Below are 15,847 nucleotides of genomic sequence, written 5' to 3'. Positions count from 1 at the left end.
AGTCATAACTCTTTGTTCCGATACTGATGTCATGAATTATATGGATTATAAAATATTTAGGCAATGGAAGTCAATAAGCCGGGGCGTCTTTTAGCTAATCTTCACAATATTATCTAATTTACTAACGAGTATTTTATACACTTTTTCGTGCTTTTTTCCTCTATTTCACTAAAATCAGTGACTATCTGTATTTACTTTTATTCTATCTGCTCAGGATATCCATGCGTCCCCCAGGCGGTAAGTTCCTGCTCCGTCCTTAAATGTTCCTTTGCAGGATTCATACCCAATAGCCCCAAGACCGGAACGCCATTTTTCCACATCAAACCGGAAGCTGTTATTTTTCGACTCTCCCGCTTTCATGGTTATCAAAACCCCTTCCGGAAAATACAGGTTCTCCACATCGATCAGTCCCTCTTGTGTCAGTTCCTCCCAGGTAGATAAAATCACATTTAAGGGTTTTGTGGCGCTGTCCGCTAAATGTGTCTGTTCCTTTGTTAGCTGTGACCACAAAAGGAAGCGAATGCTCTCCTTCTCCTGTTCCGTCAGATTCTCCGCCTCTGTCAGATCAAGAGCCACTGTGCTGATATCATCGTTCAAGGCCGCATCTGTATCGTAGATTTCCTTCAGGATGTCCAGATACAGGCCGATCATGTCATTCTGCTGTTCCAAAACACAGACTTTCTGAACGCCTGTGATTCCCAGAGGATAACGTTCCATATAAGTTCCATTTGCGGCAGCTGAGAGACGGATCCGCATTCCGGGGCGCAGAGCCTCCCGCTCTATTTTCTTTCCGTGCTTATCATAAAAAAGAGGGGCACTTGTGTCAAAGTCAGCCAGTCCCCCACTCTCTTCCCCATCCTGCAAAAACAGAATCGAATTTTCGTCTACCCTGATCACCTTTCCGGTAATTTCAATTTCCTGCTGTGAAGTTCCCTCTTCCTCCTGAGGTATCTTTTCCTCTTCTGAAGCCCCATTACTTTCCGCTCCGGATCGTTTATTCCCGTCACTTGTTATGGGTACACAACCTATCAGCAATGCCAGACATAATGCTGATACCAAAATAAAAATACGGCCGCTCTTTTTTCCCTTTGTCTTTTTCATAAAGTTTCACCTCATTTTCTGATATACAGCAATCGTTACCCTTCCCTATTAAGTGTTTGCGGCTTCTGCTTTTGTTGCATATATCAAAAATAATGGCTTAACATCTGATCGGTTCGTTTAGAAGGACGTTTATTCTGCTGCATGTATCTGAGATGCAATCTCCTCCAAAGTAAACATGTCATCCACATCTTCTTCTAAATCCGTGTTTTCCTGCACCTCTGCACGGTTGTGGTGATCCCAGAGTGTATTCACCCTGACAAAACAATCGTCTTCTATTTCCATATACTCCCCTTCCGGTCCGTTTATTCTGGTATAGGTTCTGTCCGTATTGTAATCTGCGGATTTTTGAAGAAAATAGACACTTCTCTGGTTTGTTTCCAGCATAATATCATCTTTCTCTGTCTGCTGCAGATAGATATGTTCTAACTCTTCATCGCTGTACTGTTCATATATCCGGCGATAGCTTTTCTTTTCCTCCTTGGACCAGAGTGGGTCCATATAATCCTTTACGGATACATATCCCTGGTCTTTTACTATTTTAATTTGTTTTCCTTCTTTATAGTTTCCTTTGAAAGACCGCAGAACTGTAATATCTGCTTTTGTATGGCACATGCCGTACCAGTCAATGTAATAACGGATGCCTTCAGCTTTGCCGTAGACGATCACATCACTATCTTTGACCAGTGACGCGATATCGGGGTAAGAAGCATCATATTCGTAAATCACTTGATCATTACAGGATACGATCGTATCTTTTGTGATCTCCTCTGTATTTATTTTTAATTTTCTTACACCGCTGCATCCTGTAAGACATAAGGAACAAAGCATCAGTATTGCGCCCTTTCTTATTTTCATCAAGTTCCTTCCCCCCTAAAGATAAAAGATCAATGACACAATCCCAAAAAGTTAGGGAATGCTGACCTGACCATCTATACAATTCACATAGTATGTTCTCCCATCTTCCATCTCGTAGTACCAGGCAGGTATGTATTCTTCCTCTCCAATTCCTACAAATACTAATTCAACATGATTGGCCATCCTTGCTTCTTCCGTTTCATCAAATCCCAATTTCTCATTTTCTTTTGTTATTGCGTTTGCCAGTAGTATTTTTGATTGTTCAAAATCCACTTTTTGAACCAATCGGTTATGTTCTGCTCCATCCGTTTTTTCAAATTCATTCCATTCAATCGTACCATACTGTATGCCGGAATCATCCAGCATTACACTGATACCTTCATACTGTATTCTTACACCATCGTATTCGTTTATATATTCAAACCTATACCCTATAACGGATTCTTCCGGTTCATCCCCCAACATTGTTTTACACATATACGACACCAGAAGCTCCTTATCATCCAGTTGTCTTACATCAAACCCTTTAAATGCTGTTCTAATCCACTCATTTGCCTTTGCAGCAGCCTGTTTTTCGTCAATACTGACTGCTTTATCTCCAATCTCACCGTATATTATACTGGTTGTCGTCCCACTTTTCTGGATCCGGCCTCCAAGCTCCTCATTTCCTTCGTAAGACTTATCAATTTTTCTTAATGTATAATCCGGTATGCTCTTTTCTGCCAGCTCTTCCATATCTGTTTTAAATGTCAATGGCCGGCTTGTTAATTCTATATCCGGCTTCTGCGTACTTTCCTTCTTAATCTCTTCTTCAGGCATTTGTTTCCTAGGGGATACAGGATTTACAGAACTGCCTGCGATCGTACTCCCGATAGTAAGAGCCAGAATCGATTTTATTACTGTTTTTCCGCTTTTCAATATAATAACTCCTTTGTATGTATTTACAATATAATAATATCACATACCTTAGAAGCCTTCCACTATGCTTTTCCTTTGTATTCTTTATGGAATTATTATTTTATATCCTCCAGTTAGATGAAAAAAGATATGGACGGGAGGGCAAAACAAAACCGGGCGCATATCAACTGACAGGCGCCCGGTTTTTCAATCCGCGTATTTTCTTTTATAACTTTTATAATATGTTAATACTCTTTAGTTACATTATCGGTTATTAATAGCTGTCACCAATGCGTCAATGGATGCCCTGATTATGTCAGAATCCACACCTGCTCCCCAGGCCAGGCTGCCGTCCGGTTTGCGGATACCCACATAGGCAATGGCCTTGGAACTGGAACTCTGCTCCAAAGCATGTTCCTGATAAGTTATCAGATCATACTGGAAGCCGTATTCCTTCTTCAGTGCGTTGCTGACTGCATTGAGACGTCCGTTTCCTGCTGCCTCTGTTGTCACTTCACGCCCGTTAAAGCTGGATGTCACCTGTGAGGTAATCCCCCCGTCCTTCTGCTGGAAGTGAACACTGCAGATTTCCAGCGGAGATGTAACATTCTCAAATGTCTTTTTGAACAGCTCGAATATCTGATCAGGCAGTAATTCTTTCTGCGTATGGTCTGAGACAGCCTTTGCTGTATATCCCATAGCTTCCCGCATCTTTGCCGGAAGATTCAGTCCGTATTTTGTTTCCAGAATATAACCTACACCGCCTTTTCCGGACTGACTGTTTATGCGGATAACATCTGCGTCATAGTTCCTTCCCACATCTTTGGGATCAATGGGGAGATACGGAACGGTCCAGTGTTCCGGTTTCTTTTCATCCAGCCAGTGCATGCCTTTTGCAATGGCATCCTGATGGGAACCGGAGAAGGCTGCAAACACCAGCGCACCGCAGTATGGGCTTCTTTCACTGATCTTCATACCTGTGAATTCCTCGTATTTCTCACAGATTGCGCTCATATCGGTGAAGTCCAGGTTCGGCTCAACACCCTGGGAATACATATTGAGCGCTAAAGTAATGATATCCACATTACCGGTCCTCTCACCATTTCCAAAAAGTGTGCCCTCTATACGGTCTGCACCGGCCAGAAGTCCCATTTCCGAATCAGCCACGCCGCATCCTCTGTCATTATGGGGATGAAGGGAAACAATAACGTTTTCTCTGTACTTCAGGTTCTCACAGATATATTCCACCTGGCTTGCATATACATGAGGCATGGAATGTTCCACTGTCACAGGAAGGTTAATGATAGGTTTCCTGTCTGCGGTGGGCTGCCAGATATCCAGCACTGCGTTGCACACTTCAAGTGCATATTCCGGTTCCGTTCCTGTAAAACTTTCCGGGCTGTACTCAAACCGGTAGTTTTCCCCTGCTTCCTCTGTAAGCTGTTTTAAAAGTTTCGCACCTTCCACTGCAATCTGCAGGATTTCTTCCTTTGATTTCTTGAACACCTGCTCACGCTGTGCAACGGAGGTGGAATTATATACATGGACAATTACATTCTTCGCACCTTTTACTGCATCGAATGTTTTCTTGATGATATGTTCTCTGGCCTGTGTCAGGACTTGAACCGTCACATCATCCGGGATCAGATCCTCCTCGATCAGCTTTCTGAGGAACGTATACTCTGTCTCAGAAGCTGCCGGAAATCCTACTTCTATCTCTTTAAATCCAATATCTACCAGAAGCTTGAAAAACTCCACTTTCTGTTCCAGATTCATGGGGATAACAAGTGCCTGGTTGCCGTCACGCAGGTCAACGCTGCACCATACGGGAGCTTTGTCCACATACTCCTTTTCCGCCCACTTCATGCATGTTACCGGCGGCATGAAATACTGTCTCTTGTACTTACTGCAATTTTTCATTCTTTTTTCCTCCTGACTTTGTTATGGATACCTATATCTAAGCTTTTATGACAGGCGGTATGCCCGGACCTCCAGGGATTTCTAAAACTGCCCAAACGGTATAAAAAAAGCCCCTCATCTTTATTACAATATGCTTGTAATAGAGACGAAAGACTACTGTCCTGCGCGGTACCACTCTACTTTATGAATATACTTCATACGCTTAATAAGATACAGATATGTACACCTTATATCTTTCCCTTCTGATAACGGCGGGGTTCCGTCTGCGTCTACTGTTTCATTACGAAAGTTCGGGCAGCTGCTCCAAGGGCAGTTCCAGATTCTGCGTCTGCCGCTTCACACCAGCCAGCGGCTCTCTGAAATCCGATATGAATCTGTACTAATCCTTATCTATGCATTTCTCTTATTGCAACAGCTCGTTGCTGTTGTGTTAAAGTTACGATACCATTCCTTGCAGAAAATGTCAAGAGATAAACACATGTATTTTTTCAATGACTTTCCTTGCTATCCTGTAAAATCCCAGGTCATTGGGATGAATCCCATCCACAGTACAGCATTCCCTTGACTCCTCCCCAAACAGCTCTGCGCCATCCAGGAAGTTTACTATATATCCTTTCTTTCTGCACTTTAAAACAGTCTCCTGTATGATCTGCCTGCGCTCTCTGCTCCGGTTCTCATCAGACCTGAACTCCGGATTTGGCCTTGAGATAACCAGCACCGGAAGTTTGGGATTGCGGGAAAGAATACATTCCAGAAACGGTCCATGCGTCGCTTTTAGAAACGCAGCATCCGGGGCATTGTAGTCATAATCATAGATCAGACACTTTGCCGGCAGTCCGGATATGTACCGGGCAATGGGCAAATCCCCTTTTGCATTGCCCGAAAATCCCAGGCAGTACATCTCAGCGTCCATCCATCTGGTCACAAGAGCAGGATAGGCATTGGAAGTTCTGGAGGCACAGCCGCCCTGTGTAATAGAAGAACCATAAAAGATAACCGGTTCGTCTATTTCATGCTTCAATGGTTTCCAAATACAGGCGTTCTCTTTGATTCCAACAGTAAAATCCCGCACACCGTTATAGAGGGGCAGATATACGTCTATTTCCGCTTTTCCGTCTGAAAGGGGTATTTCTCCCTTTACGGCATGCTCTCCCGGTTCTACCCTGAAGGTGGCGGCGTAGCTGCCGTTTACAAACACATCCATCCCCGCACTTCCGGTGAGGGGCATATGAGACATCATAAAATCCGGTTCCAGTAATTCCATACACAAACCCAAGATATTTGTATCTGTCTGAAAACGCAGGACCGCTCCGCTGGTGTGATAGGCAAGTGCTGTGAGCTCCGGCCTGTTTATTTCTTCCAGCACATAATCGGGAAGACGCTGCCAGGTATTCGGCAGCACTCCCTCAATCTCTGCCTCGGTATCTGTTATCTTCAGGTAGGTTAATGATGCTTCTGACTGCACCTGTTTAAAATTGCTGTCCAAATCTTCTATCTTCAATAATTTCTCCTCCTGCTGTATCCTTTAAATAATGAATAATGCTTTCTTTTTCAAATGCATTTGCTATAATACTAGTATAGGCGCAAAGTAATGTCAATCTTACAAAGGAGGTCTGTTTTATGCAGGAAATTTATGATTTTCTAAAGAAATGCGGGACGTATTATCTGGCAACCACAGAGGGCGGCCAGCCAAGGGTTCGTCCTTTTGGAACTGTGGACATATTTGAAGGCAGACTTTACATCCAGACTGGTAAAGTAAAAGATGTCTCCAAACAAATGCTTGCAAATCCCCAAATTGAAATCTGCGCATTTGACGGCGGACACTGGCTGCGCATCACAGCTACTGCGGTACCGGATGACAGAGTGGAAGCACAAAAACATATGCTGGACGGTTACCCTGACTTACAAGCCATGTATAAGCCAGGCGACGGAAATACGCAGGTGTTCTATCTGAAAGACGCTGTGGCTACGTTTGCCTCGTTTACGGATGAGCCAAGGGTGATCCATTTCTAAGATGGTTATCCGTATTTTTGTATTATCCAGATTGGAGGACTGCAGATGGGGAATCTGCGGTCCTTTGTCCAGGAAACTGCAGGGGTAACTGTTCTGTAACGGCTCAGAAAGCCCGGGCAAAATGTGCGGTTTTTCCCTTAAATACTATGTGAATAAAAAAAATTAAACTTTTTTTCTATTTTTTCTTGCATTTTCCAAAAATTCTGTTATAATTAATAATCGTTACGGGGTATGGCGTAGCTTGGTAGCGCGCACGGCTGGGGGCCGTGAGGTCGCAGGTTCAAATCCTGTTGCCCCGATTAAAATGTGAATGCTGGAGGTCGCAGTTATGCGGTTCTCCGGCATTTTTTATGTTTCTCTTAACCGTTTCTTTAAAATTGCCTTTAGATGCCTTTCTTGAAAGAGCAGCCGCCGTCCGCCCCCTGATTTCTTCGTAAATCTCAAATATCTCGCCAATGGGATAAATCACATAGCACCCACCCGGTGCCAGGGAATCCCTCATTTTACTAGAATAATCTGCTTGTACTGAAAGATTTTTTTGATACGGACAAAAACTTACTGCGGCACAAGTCCAGAATTCGCAGATATATTAAGCCTGCAGGAATATTTCAAGACAGTTGAGACTATCTACTGCCTATGATGATAAGAGACCCGTCCGTATATCCACAGGAACTCCCTTCTATACAGGCCGAAACCTTACGAAGCATTGACAGGTATTGACCTGTACAATGAGGAAATCCGTCTTCACCCGATGCTCTCCTACCTGCTTAAATAAGGCATGATACAGCTCGAAAGACTGCCTAATAGATATTGTAATATAACACCTTACCTTGTAACTGCATAATAATAAACCAGAGGTGATATATATGAATTCATGTGAACTTGTTGCTTTTGTATCTTCCGTAGCCTGTACCCTTTCCAAAAACTGCACGGAGGACGAACTAGCTGTTATGGCTGCCGTTTTTTCACAACTTGGCGATACCTTGGACACTATCCTTGTCCACAACGAAATCTGTTGTGATGATAAAATAAAGAAAACCGATTAATGTTCAAACACTTCTCATAAGTATTAATAAAACCGCATAGTATTTAGTAATTGCCGGTGTATGGAGTCTATTACGGACATGAATAAAAATAACAGAAGCGCTTTGGTGATCTCCATTCTTATTCCACTCGCTATTGGGTCCTTGTCCACTCTGGTCAGTGGAAACAGGTCTATGTATTTTTCCATAAATAAGCCCGCGCTTAGTCCGCCAGCATTTATCTTTCCGATTGTATGGACAATACTTTATATTTTAATGGGCATATCTTCCTATATTATTTATGAATCAGAGTCCCCCCGTAAATCCAATGCTCTTAGGACGTATGCAGTACAATTGCTTTTTAATTTCTTTTGGAGCATTATTTTCTTTGGTTTATCGCAATACTTCTTTGCCTTTTTATGGTTGCTGGCGTTAATCATTCTTATTGCTGTTATGATTTATCAGTTTTATAAAATCAGCCCTGCTGCAGCCTATTTACAAATACCTTATTTTATCTGGTGCTTATTTGCGGCGTATCTTAATTTTATGATATATATTATGAATAAATCAGTGGGGTAATCATGATGCAAACAATCACTACAAATACTTTAGAAGATACCATGTACTATAAAGAGATACCGGTATTTACATATAAAATCACTTATCCTTCCTTTACCACCACATGCAATGGTGATGCCAGTGAATCCATAAACAATCATTATGTTCAACTGGCACAAAAAACCGAAGGATACGGCAGGAAAGTGCTTTATGCACAGGCTGCAGCAGACGCAAAATACCCAAAAAGCCCCCGCCCATTTCCCACTTACACGCTCGATGTTCTTTATCAGATCACCTATAATACAGGATGCATCACCAGTTTATATACAGATACCTATACCTATGCAGGCGGTGCTCACGGCCAAACAATACGCACCTCCGATACCTGGGATTTTAACACGGGGAAAAGAATACGTCTCTCAGACATCTATCCACTTACCCCTGCCTCCTTATATCAGCTTCAAAAATCCATGGAAGAACAAGTCAAAGAAAGATTAAAAGCAAACCCAGGTATATATTTTGAAGATTATAGATCACTTCTGCAAGATACTTTCAATGCAAACAGTTTTTATATACAGCCTGGAATGGTGATCATTTATTATCAGCAGTATGATATTGCGCCTTATTCTACAGGATTACCTGAATTTTATATTCCAGTCAACTTTTAACTACTGACAAATGGCTTACTAACTTTTCCGGTTTGCATACTCCTTCGGATCAACTATTACAAGCGCTTTCAAAACCCACCAATAACTGCCTATAAAAATAGAGTGGTTGAGAGAATTCTCAGCCACCCTATTCTTCTATTTTATGACAATGTGCCATTAGCACTGCATGACAAATTAACTGTTTTATTTATTGTTTCAACTACAGCATTGCCAAAGTAGTGCTTCCCTGTTGCCTTACCTGTAGCTGTATTTCCACTATAGCTAGATGAACGGTTAGAAACACCCCAATAACTACTATAGGAATCTGCCGACACAGATGCACCTGTACATTTTGCACTGCTACCAGTATAAGTAAAATGACCGACCACTTCTACATACCATAGAGCTTCATTATCAGAATTATAATATGTTGATGATTTTGAGCCGGATTTTGAACTACTGTATACAGAAATTGGAGATTCAGAAACGACAGTCTCCATATAATCCCCATTTTCAAAATATTGTCTTTCTACATTTACGACTTGTTCAGTTACATCCGCAGGTGTTGCTGAAACTAATAGCACTTGTGACCATAACATACATACACTTAATAAAACCCCTAATATTTTCTTATTCTTTCTCATTTTCATTATCCTCCAAATCAAAGTCTTTAATAATAACTACCTCTCTGTTAATTGAATCATGCCTGCTTCCTTTATAAATACTATAATAAAACAACGCCCAGATAAAAACACAGCAGATCCCAACTGCTATTATTCCAGTTCCCATCCACTTTCTGAAATGTTTTTTGTTTATACAAGAAATGAGATAATCTGGATCCTGCGCTCCTACATATTCACAGAATATTTCTTTAGGCGTGCCAAATTCTTCGACTAATTCATCGTATGTACAGTCCGGATGAACTATAGCATATTCCATCAAATGAAGTCTAAAATCTCTTAGATATTTCCCATCCGTATAATTCATATTCAAGAATAGCTCTTTCAGCTTTTTATAGTATTCTTTAACACATTTATTTTTCATCTGTATTGAACCCATATTAGACAATATCCTTTTGCAGCGCTTTCTCATTTCCTGTATAATTGAGAATTATTTTTACTGCCTCTGCAAATTCAGCATAATCCATCAACAATCTATTCAATTCTTCCTTACCCGCATCCTCTAAATGATAATATATGCGTTCCGGACGGTCTCCCACCCTGCGTCTATAGTCGGATACACATCCTTTCTTTTCTAATTTATTAAGCGCAGTATACATAGACCCTTCAGCCACTACTATCACTCCATCAGATAACTTCTTCATAGTCTGGGAAATCTGGTAACCATAGCAATCTCCTTCAGATATGATTTTAAGAAGCAATAACTCCATTACACCTTTTCTAAAGTTGTCACTGTTTCCCATCAAATCACCCTCTCTCTCTATTATTATTGAAAAATATACGTTCCTTACTTTCTATCACTCTCCTTTCACTGTCTTTTTATCCCTCTTAATGTTAAATAAAACCATTTTAAACTATATAAAATAATACTCTTATCTTTTTACCTCTGATCCCTATTCTGTAGCTAGTGCCTTTATCCCCTGCCTTTCGCTGAGCATGTATGTTATCTGAACGCAATTTTTTAAAATGATCGTATTATAACAGATTACAATTATTTCGTTTTTGTAATAGCTCACTTTTTATGTAATAATATTAACACTATATTCCATATTATTCAAGTATTTTTGTTAATATTTTACATTTTTTGCAATTTCTTATCTGCTCATTAAACATTGTAAAATGCATATTCATCATGACTATTTCCATTTTATCTTCATTCTGATTTTTTATCTTAGAATTTCAATTGTTTCCACATCAGGCCCCCTGCATCTTAATCCGATTGCTATAATTTCTTTATAACAGATAGCAATTATGGTAATCATTACGCAACAACAAGCGATATAACAGCAATACTATGCATATTATTATTTTGCTTCTATACAAATATATACTCATGCCCCTATACTCTGTTTGTCTAGAACCTCATAATTACGGCCATTCCTTATCCGGGTGCAGTTCATCTCCTGATACAAGCATCCCCCGCCCAATGTCTATATTTCTGACTGATGGAAGCGGGGGAATAACACATTATACTGACACCTGAGCAATCAGTTTATACAAATTTATCTTTCCCAGTGGCATCGTTCTTGAGTATCCAATAAGCTACAAAATCAAAAAACTGACCATTACTCGGGCAAATCTCCAATTCTTTTCCGGCAATCTCTTCCATAAACGCCCGGTTATTTTCCCAGCACTTTTCAATTACAGTCCGTATGTTTCTCTCCACCCTCTTATACGGGATACCATGCCGCTGGGCAAGTACCGGATAGATGTCTTTCGTTATTTTAAGACAACATCCGTAATTCTCTTTGGCAATCTGGATTGCCTCTGGCAAAAGATAATATCCCTTGTATCGGGATGTAATATTAAATTTTCTAATGAGCTCAATTTCTGTGTTCATAAAGCTCCTCCTCTTTCGTGTTATAATTCATTATCATAAAACATTTATGAGGATTTGTAATGATTTCTACAAAATACTACAAATTATCATTTTATTCGGTTGTATTCGCTTTATTGTTCTATAATTTATGACATCACAAAAAAGCGCTCAGTTTTTGGGCGCCAAAAATCATCTATATTATTAAATTATAGTTCTAAGTTAAGGTGAGGTTTTATAATATGAGATATTATATTGTGATACTTTTATATAAGGTTATGAGGGATTGGTATTTGAGGTATTATGTCACATTCTATATCGTCTTGTCAATATCTATTATACGGATGAAACATATTTTTTCATATACAGTCAATATATTGATATTACCAATCCCACATACCGGATAAAATTAAATACCTATCTTTAAAAGCTAAACTAATTCCATTCCGAGACCAAATCAGTCATTAAAATGCTTGATATAAAACAATAAAATATCCTGATGCGTCTCTGCAATAGTCAGATCAGACAACTCATTTTTTCCAAAAAAGCGAAGTTCTCTGGACTCTTCACTGCACTTCAACTCCTTTAAATCCTTTACGAAAACCTCATATACCGCTGTGATAATACGCACAATATTTCCGTCAGGGTAAGCTGCTATTCTGTAGGGATAAGAAAATATATCTAGTAGTTTTAAATCTTCCGCAATCAGGCCCGTCTCTTCTCTGACTTCTCTTTGTACACACTCTTCCAGTGATTCTTCCATCTTCAATCCGCCGCCGATGAAAGCCCATCTTTCAGAATCTGCCCGGCGTTCCAGAAGCACCTTTTCGCTATTTCTTATAATACCTACTGCCCCCATATGTATGGGCCGATTAGGTTTTGGAGCATCCGGAGAATTATAAAATTTTGTCTGTTTTTTCATATTCGTGATCCCTTTCCCCTGCAGCGTTTGGATGTGTCTGTCAGCTGCCCGTAAACGCACTCCTGAGATTTGTCTCAATCATAAGATCCCATACCTGATACATGCAGAACTGCCGAAATCAAACAGCAGAAAGCTAGAAAACTAGAAATCTAAAAAGCTAGAAAGCTAGAAATCCATAAATCCATGAATCTATAAATCTATAAATCTATAAATCTATAAATCTATAAATCTATAAATCTATAAATCTATAAATCTATAAATCTATAAATCTATAAATCTATAAATCTATAAATCTATAAATCTATAAATCTATATAAAATAATACCAAATTACCACTAATATAACAACCTGACACCTGATTTCCGTCAAACTAAAACCCGCAGTATCCTGAGCGCGAACCTTGTCTGTCGTCTGTCATTCAAAAAGCCAGGATGTCAGCGGGCAAAAAACGGCCCATTCTGCTCTTTTTCCGCAAAATGAACCGTTCTTTAACCAGCCTCTTACTGCTGGCTGTTAATATAGTTGATCAGACCTTCAGCCTTAATGATCTTCTGCATGAATTCAGGGAATGCCTGGCCTTGGAAGCTGGTTCCCTTGGTCTTATTGGTGATGATCCCGCTGTCGAAATCCACTTCCACTTCGTCACCTGCCTCGATGTTCTGTGCCGCTTCCGGACATTCAATGATAGGCAGACCGATATTGATGGAGTTGCGGTAGAAAATTCGGGCAAATGTCTCAGCAATGACACAGCTTACACCTGCTGCCTTGATAGCGATGGGTGCGTGTTCACGGGAAGAACCGCAGCCGAAGTTCTTGTTTGCCACAATGATATCGCCTTTATTTACTTTATTCACAAATTCCTTGTCAATGTCTTCCATACAATGCTGTGCCAATTCTGCCGGATCAGAAGAATTCAGATATCTTGCCGGAATGATGACATCCGTATCTACATTGTCGCCGTATTTAAAAACTGTTCCGTTTGCTTTCATGTCTTCCTTCCCTCCTATAATCCAAGTTCTTCCGGTACGGAAATTTTACCGGTTACCGCACTTGCCGCAGCTACAGCCGGGCTTGCCAGATACACTTCAGAATCCACGTGTCCCATACGTCCCACAAAGTTTCTGTTTGTAGTGGAGATGCAACGTTCTCCCTCTGCCAGAATGCCCATGTATCCGCCCAGGCATGGTCCGCAGGTAGGCGTGCTGACAACAGCACCTGCTTCAATAAAGATCTTCAAAAGCCCTTCCTCCATTGCCTGCAGATAGATATTCTGCGTTGCCGGAATGATGATGCAGCGCACGCCTTTTTTCACCTTTCGGCCTTTTAAAATCTCTGCTGCACAGCGAAGGTCTTCAATTCTGCCGTTGGTACAGGAACCGATCACAGACTGGTCAATCACAACATCCTCTGCGATCTCATCCATTGTCTTTGTATTTTCCGGCAAATGCGGGAACGCGATGGTCGGTTTCAGCTGGCTCAGATCAATGGTATATTCTTCATCGTAAACCGCATCCACATCTGCCTCATAAACTTTATACGGACGTTTGGAATGTTCTTTCATATATTCCTCAGTCAGCTCATCAACCGGGAAGATTCCGTTCTTTCCGCCTGCTTCAATCGCCATGTTAGCGATGGTGAAGCGGTCATCCATGCTCAGGTTTTTGATGCCTTCTCCCACAAATTCCATGGATTTGTAGAGAGCGCCATCCACGCCGATCATGCCGATGATATGTAAGATTACATCTTTTCCGCTGACCCATTTGGCAGGTTTGCCCACTATATGGAAACGGATGGCTGACGGCACTTTAAACCATGCTTTTCCTGTAGCCATGCCTGCCGCCATATCTGTACTTCCCACACCTGTGGAGAAAGCGCCCAGCGCGCCATAAGTACATGTATGGGAGTCTGCTCCGATCACTACATCCCCTGCCACTGTCAGACCTTTTTCAGGAAGCAGTGCATGTTCTATGCCCATCTCACCAACATCAAAATAATTGGTGATCTCATTCTTACATGCAAATTCACGCACGCATTTGCAGTGTTCTGCTGATTTGATATCCTTATTCGGAATAAAGTGGTCCATAACCAGCGCAATTTTATCTTTATCAAATACGTTCTTAACAGTCATTTTATCCATCTCGTGAATTGCTACAGGAGATGTAATATCATTACCCAGTACCAAATCAAGATCAGCCTCTATCAACTGTCCGGCTTCCACTTTGTCAAGACCGGCTGCTGCAGCCAGAATTTTCTGTGTCATTGTCATTCCCATGGGTATTCCTCCTTGATCTCTTAATTTGTAACTGTTCCGTAGTTTCACAGTTACCTTGATTTCATCTATTGCTATCATAGCATATCTTTTGTTATAATAGAAATACATATTAAATATATCTACCATAACTCCAATTTATATAGTTACCGGTCACAGAGAAGACCGAAACAATATTTGGAGCCAAATGCCAAAACAGAAATGAGGTTTTACAATGGAGCAAAACTTATCCCTGTACCGCGTTTTCTATACAGTAGCCAACGCAGGTAATATTTCCAAAGCCGCCGAGCAGCTCTACATCAGCCAGCCGGCCATCAGTAAATCTATCCGCAAGCTGGAGCAGAGCCTGGATGTCACTTTATTTTCCAGAAACTCCAGAGGTGTCCAGCTCACGGAAGAAGGTGAGATCCTCTACGACTATGTGCAGAAAGCGTTCTATTCCCTGCAGATGGGGGAATCCCGCATTAAAAAAATAAATGACCTAGGAATCGGACATTTACATATCGGTGTCAGCACCACACTCTGCAAATACATGCTGCTGCCTTATCTGCAGGAGTTTATCAAACTGCACCCTCACGTAAAGATCACCATTGAATGTCAGTCCACCAACCACACTCTGCAGCTTTTGAAGGAAAATAAGATCGACCTGGGTCTTATCGGGGAGCCGGAGCGGCTTCACCATATCCATTTTGATTCCCTTGGAGAGATAGAGGATATTTTCGTCAGCACCAGTTCCTATCTGGATAATCTCTCCCTGCGCACCAACCACAAGGACGATATCTTCCACACAGCCACCTTAATGCTGCTGGACAAGGAAAATATGACCCGGCAGTATATAGATGACTACCTCTCCATGCATCACATTGAGACAAACAATCTGCTGGAAGTATCCACCATGGATCTGTTGATCGAATTTGCCAAGATTGGGTTGGGCGTGGCCTGCGTTATCCGCCAGTTCGTGGAAAAAGAGCTGAACGCCAAAACCCTGGTTGAGATCCCTCTTCCTTTCCCCATCCACAAGCGGAATATCGGCTTTGCTTTCCTGGATAACCTGCAGCAGACCACAGCAGTAAAAGATTTTATTGATTTTTACAACAGTAAGCGGCCGTAAACGGCTGTCAAAGCCTGTTCATACAAAACCGCCGGG

The 15,847-nt window shown here is 41.3% G+C and carries 17 protein-coding genes, 1 tRNA gene and 1 other annotated feature; of the genes, 6 read left to right on the top strand and 12 right to left on the bottom strand.

From position 1 onward, the window contains the following. Nucleotides 1-210 precede the first annotated feature (210 nt). From C6P39_RS22560 to C6P39_RS22540, 5 genes are all read right to left on the bottom strand, one after another. Nucleotides 211-1,101, bottom strand: a complete 891-nt coding sequence (locus C6P39_RS22560) for a hypothetical protein (RefSeq protein WP_104805276.1) — start codon at nucleotides 1,099-1,101, stop codon at nucleotides 211-213. A 129-nt stretch (nucleotides 1,102-1,230) separates the two neighbouring features. Next, nucleotides 1,231-1,956, bottom strand: coding sequence for a hypothetical protein (locus tag C6P39_RS22555; protein WP_104805275.1), 726 nt, complete (start codon nucleotides 1,954-1,956; stop codon nucleotides 1,231-1,233). Nucleotides 1,957-2,007: 51 nt separating this feature from the next. Further along, entirely contained in the window at nucleotides 2,008-2,874 is an 867-nt protein-coding gene (locus C6P39_RS22550; RefSeq protein WP_104805274.1) for a hypothetical protein, read from the bottom strand. Nucleotides 2,875-3,117: 243 nt separating this feature from the next. Then, entirely contained in the window at nucleotides 3,118-4,773 is a 1,656-nt protein-coding gene (locus C6P39_RS22545) for a 2-isopropylmalate synthase (RefSeq protein WP_095175894.1), read from the bottom strand. A 138-nt stretch (nucleotides 4,774-4,911) separates the two neighbouring features. Beyond that, nucleotides 4,912-5,175: a binding site (T-box leader), on the bottom strand. A 61-nt stretch (nucleotides 5,176-5,236) separates the two neighbouring features. Beyond that, nucleotides 5,237-6,274 carry an SGNH/GDSL hydrolase family protein gene (locus C6P39_RS22540; protein ID WP_104805273.1) on the bottom strand — a complete coding sequence of 346 codons (1,038 nt, stop codon included), beginning with the start codon at nucleotides 6,272-6,274 and terminating at the stop codon, nucleotides 5,237-5,239. A 119-nt stretch (nucleotides 6,275-6,393) separates the two neighbouring features. Between C6P39_RS22540 and C6P39_RS22535 the strand changes: the two genes are divergently transcribed. The 5 genes from C6P39_RS22535 to C6P39_RS22510 all read left to right on the top strand — a co-directional run bounded on the left by C6P39_RS22535 (nucleotide 6,394) and on the right by C6P39_RS22510 (nucleotide 9,034). Beyond that, nucleotides 6,394-6,786, top strand: coding sequence for a pyridoxamine 5'-phosphate oxidase family protein (locus C6P39_RS22535; RefSeq protein ID WP_095175892.1), 393 nt, complete (start codon nucleotides 6,394-6,396; stop codon nucleotides 6,784-6,786). Between the two features lie 225 nt (nucleotides 6,787-7,011). After that, nucleotides 7,012-7,085: transfer RNA gene (locus C6P39_RS22530), tRNA-Pro, on the top strand. Nucleotides 7,086-7,652: 567 nt separating this feature from the next. Then, nucleotides 7,653-7,832, top strand: a complete 180-nt coding sequence (locus C6P39_RS22520; protein ID WP_167398051.1) for a DUF6774 domain-containing protein — start codon at nucleotides 7,653-7,655, stop codon at nucleotides 7,830-7,832. A gap of 78 nt (nucleotides 7,833-7,910) precedes the next feature. Next, the gene (locus tag C6P39_RS22515) at nucleotides 7,911-8,387 is read left to right on the top strand and encodes a TspO/MBR family protein (protein WP_104805270.1); all 477 of its coding nucleotides are present in this window, start codon (nucleotides 7,911-7,913) and stop codon (nucleotides 8,385-8,387) included. 5 nt (nucleotides 8,388-8,392) lie between these two features. Then, a complete protein-coding gene (locus C6P39_RS22510; RefSeq protein WP_104806023.1) occupies nucleotides 8,393-9,034 on the top strand; it encodes a DUF3298 and DUF4163 domain-containing protein in 642 nt (213 codons plus the stop codon). 140 nt (nucleotides 9,035-9,174) lie between these two features. On the opposite strand, the gene C6P39_RS22505 is transcribed toward C6P39_RS22510, so the two are convergent. The 7 genes from C6P39_RS22505 to leuC all read right to left on the bottom strand — a co-directional run bounded on the left by C6P39_RS22505 (nucleotide 9,175) and on the right by leuC (nucleotide 14,703). Continuing rightward, complete coding sequence (locus C6P39_RS22505; RefSeq protein ID WP_104805269.1) at nucleotides 9,175-9,657, bottom strand: hypothetical protein; 483 nt, start codon at nucleotides 9,655-9,657, stop codon at nucleotides 9,175-9,177. Further along, on the bottom strand, nucleotides 9,644-10,072 hold the full coding sequence (locus C6P39_RS22500) for a DUF6120 family protein (RefSeq protein WP_104805268.1): 429 nt from the start codon (nucleotides 10,070-10,072) through the stop codon (nucleotides 9,644-9,646). The genes C6P39_RS22505 and C6P39_RS22500 overlap by 14 nt, the downstream gene beginning before the upstream one ends. 1 nt (nucleotide 10,073) lies before the next feature. After that, nucleotides 10,074-10,436, bottom strand: coding sequence for a PadR family transcriptional regulator (locus C6P39_RS22495; RefSeq protein WP_104805267.1), 363 nt, complete (start codon nucleotides 10,434-10,436; stop codon nucleotides 10,074-10,076). A 749-nt stretch (nucleotides 10,437-11,185) separates the two neighbouring features. After that, on the bottom strand, nucleotides 11,186-11,533 hold the full coding sequence (locus C6P39_RS22490) for a sporulation initiation factor Spo0A C-terminal domain-containing protein (RefSeq protein ID WP_095175883.1): 348 nt from the start codon (nucleotides 11,531-11,533) through the stop codon (nucleotides 11,186-11,188). A 433-nt stretch (nucleotides 11,534-11,966) separates the two neighbouring features. Continuing rightward, the gene (locus C6P39_RS22485) at nucleotides 11,967-12,431 is read right to left on the bottom strand and encodes an NUDIX domain-containing protein (RefSeq protein ID WP_104805266.1); all 465 of its coding nucleotides are present in this window, start codon (nucleotides 12,429-12,431) and stop codon (nucleotides 11,967-11,969) included. Nucleotides 12,432-12,931: 500 nt separating this feature from the next. Then, a complete protein-coding gene (gene leuD / locus C6P39_RS22480; protein ID WP_095175881.1) occupies nucleotides 12,932-13,420 on the bottom strand; it encodes a 3-isopropylmalate dehydratase small subunit in 489 nt (162 codons plus the stop codon). A 14-nt stretch (nucleotides 13,421-13,434) separates the two neighbouring features. Continuing rightward, on the bottom strand, nucleotides 13,435-14,703 hold the full coding sequence (leuC, locus tag C6P39_RS22475; RefSeq protein WP_104805265.1) for a 3-isopropylmalate dehydratase large subunit: 1,269 nt from the start codon (nucleotides 14,701-14,703) through the stop codon (nucleotides 13,435-13,437). A 211-nt stretch (nucleotides 14,704-14,914) separates the two neighbouring features. On the opposite strand from leuC, the gene C6P39_RS22470 reads away from it, so the two are divergent. Further along, nucleotides 14,915-15,811 carry a LysR family transcriptional regulator gene (locus tag C6P39_RS22470; protein ID WP_104805264.1) on the top strand — a complete coding sequence of 299 codons (897 nt, stop codon included), beginning with the start codon at nucleotides 14,915-14,917 and terminating at the stop codon, nucleotides 15,809-15,811. The last annotated feature ends 36 nt before the right edge of the window (nucleotides 15,812-15,847 follow it).

The sequence above is a fragment of the Blautia marasmi genome (genome assembly GCF_900258535.1).
Classification (GTDB): domain Bacteria; phylum Bacillota; class Clostridia; order Lachnospirales; family Lachnospiraceae; genus Blautia; species Blautia hominis.
Note: the sequence above shows the minus strand (reverse complement) of the source record. Positions and strands in the feature narration are given on the sequence as shown.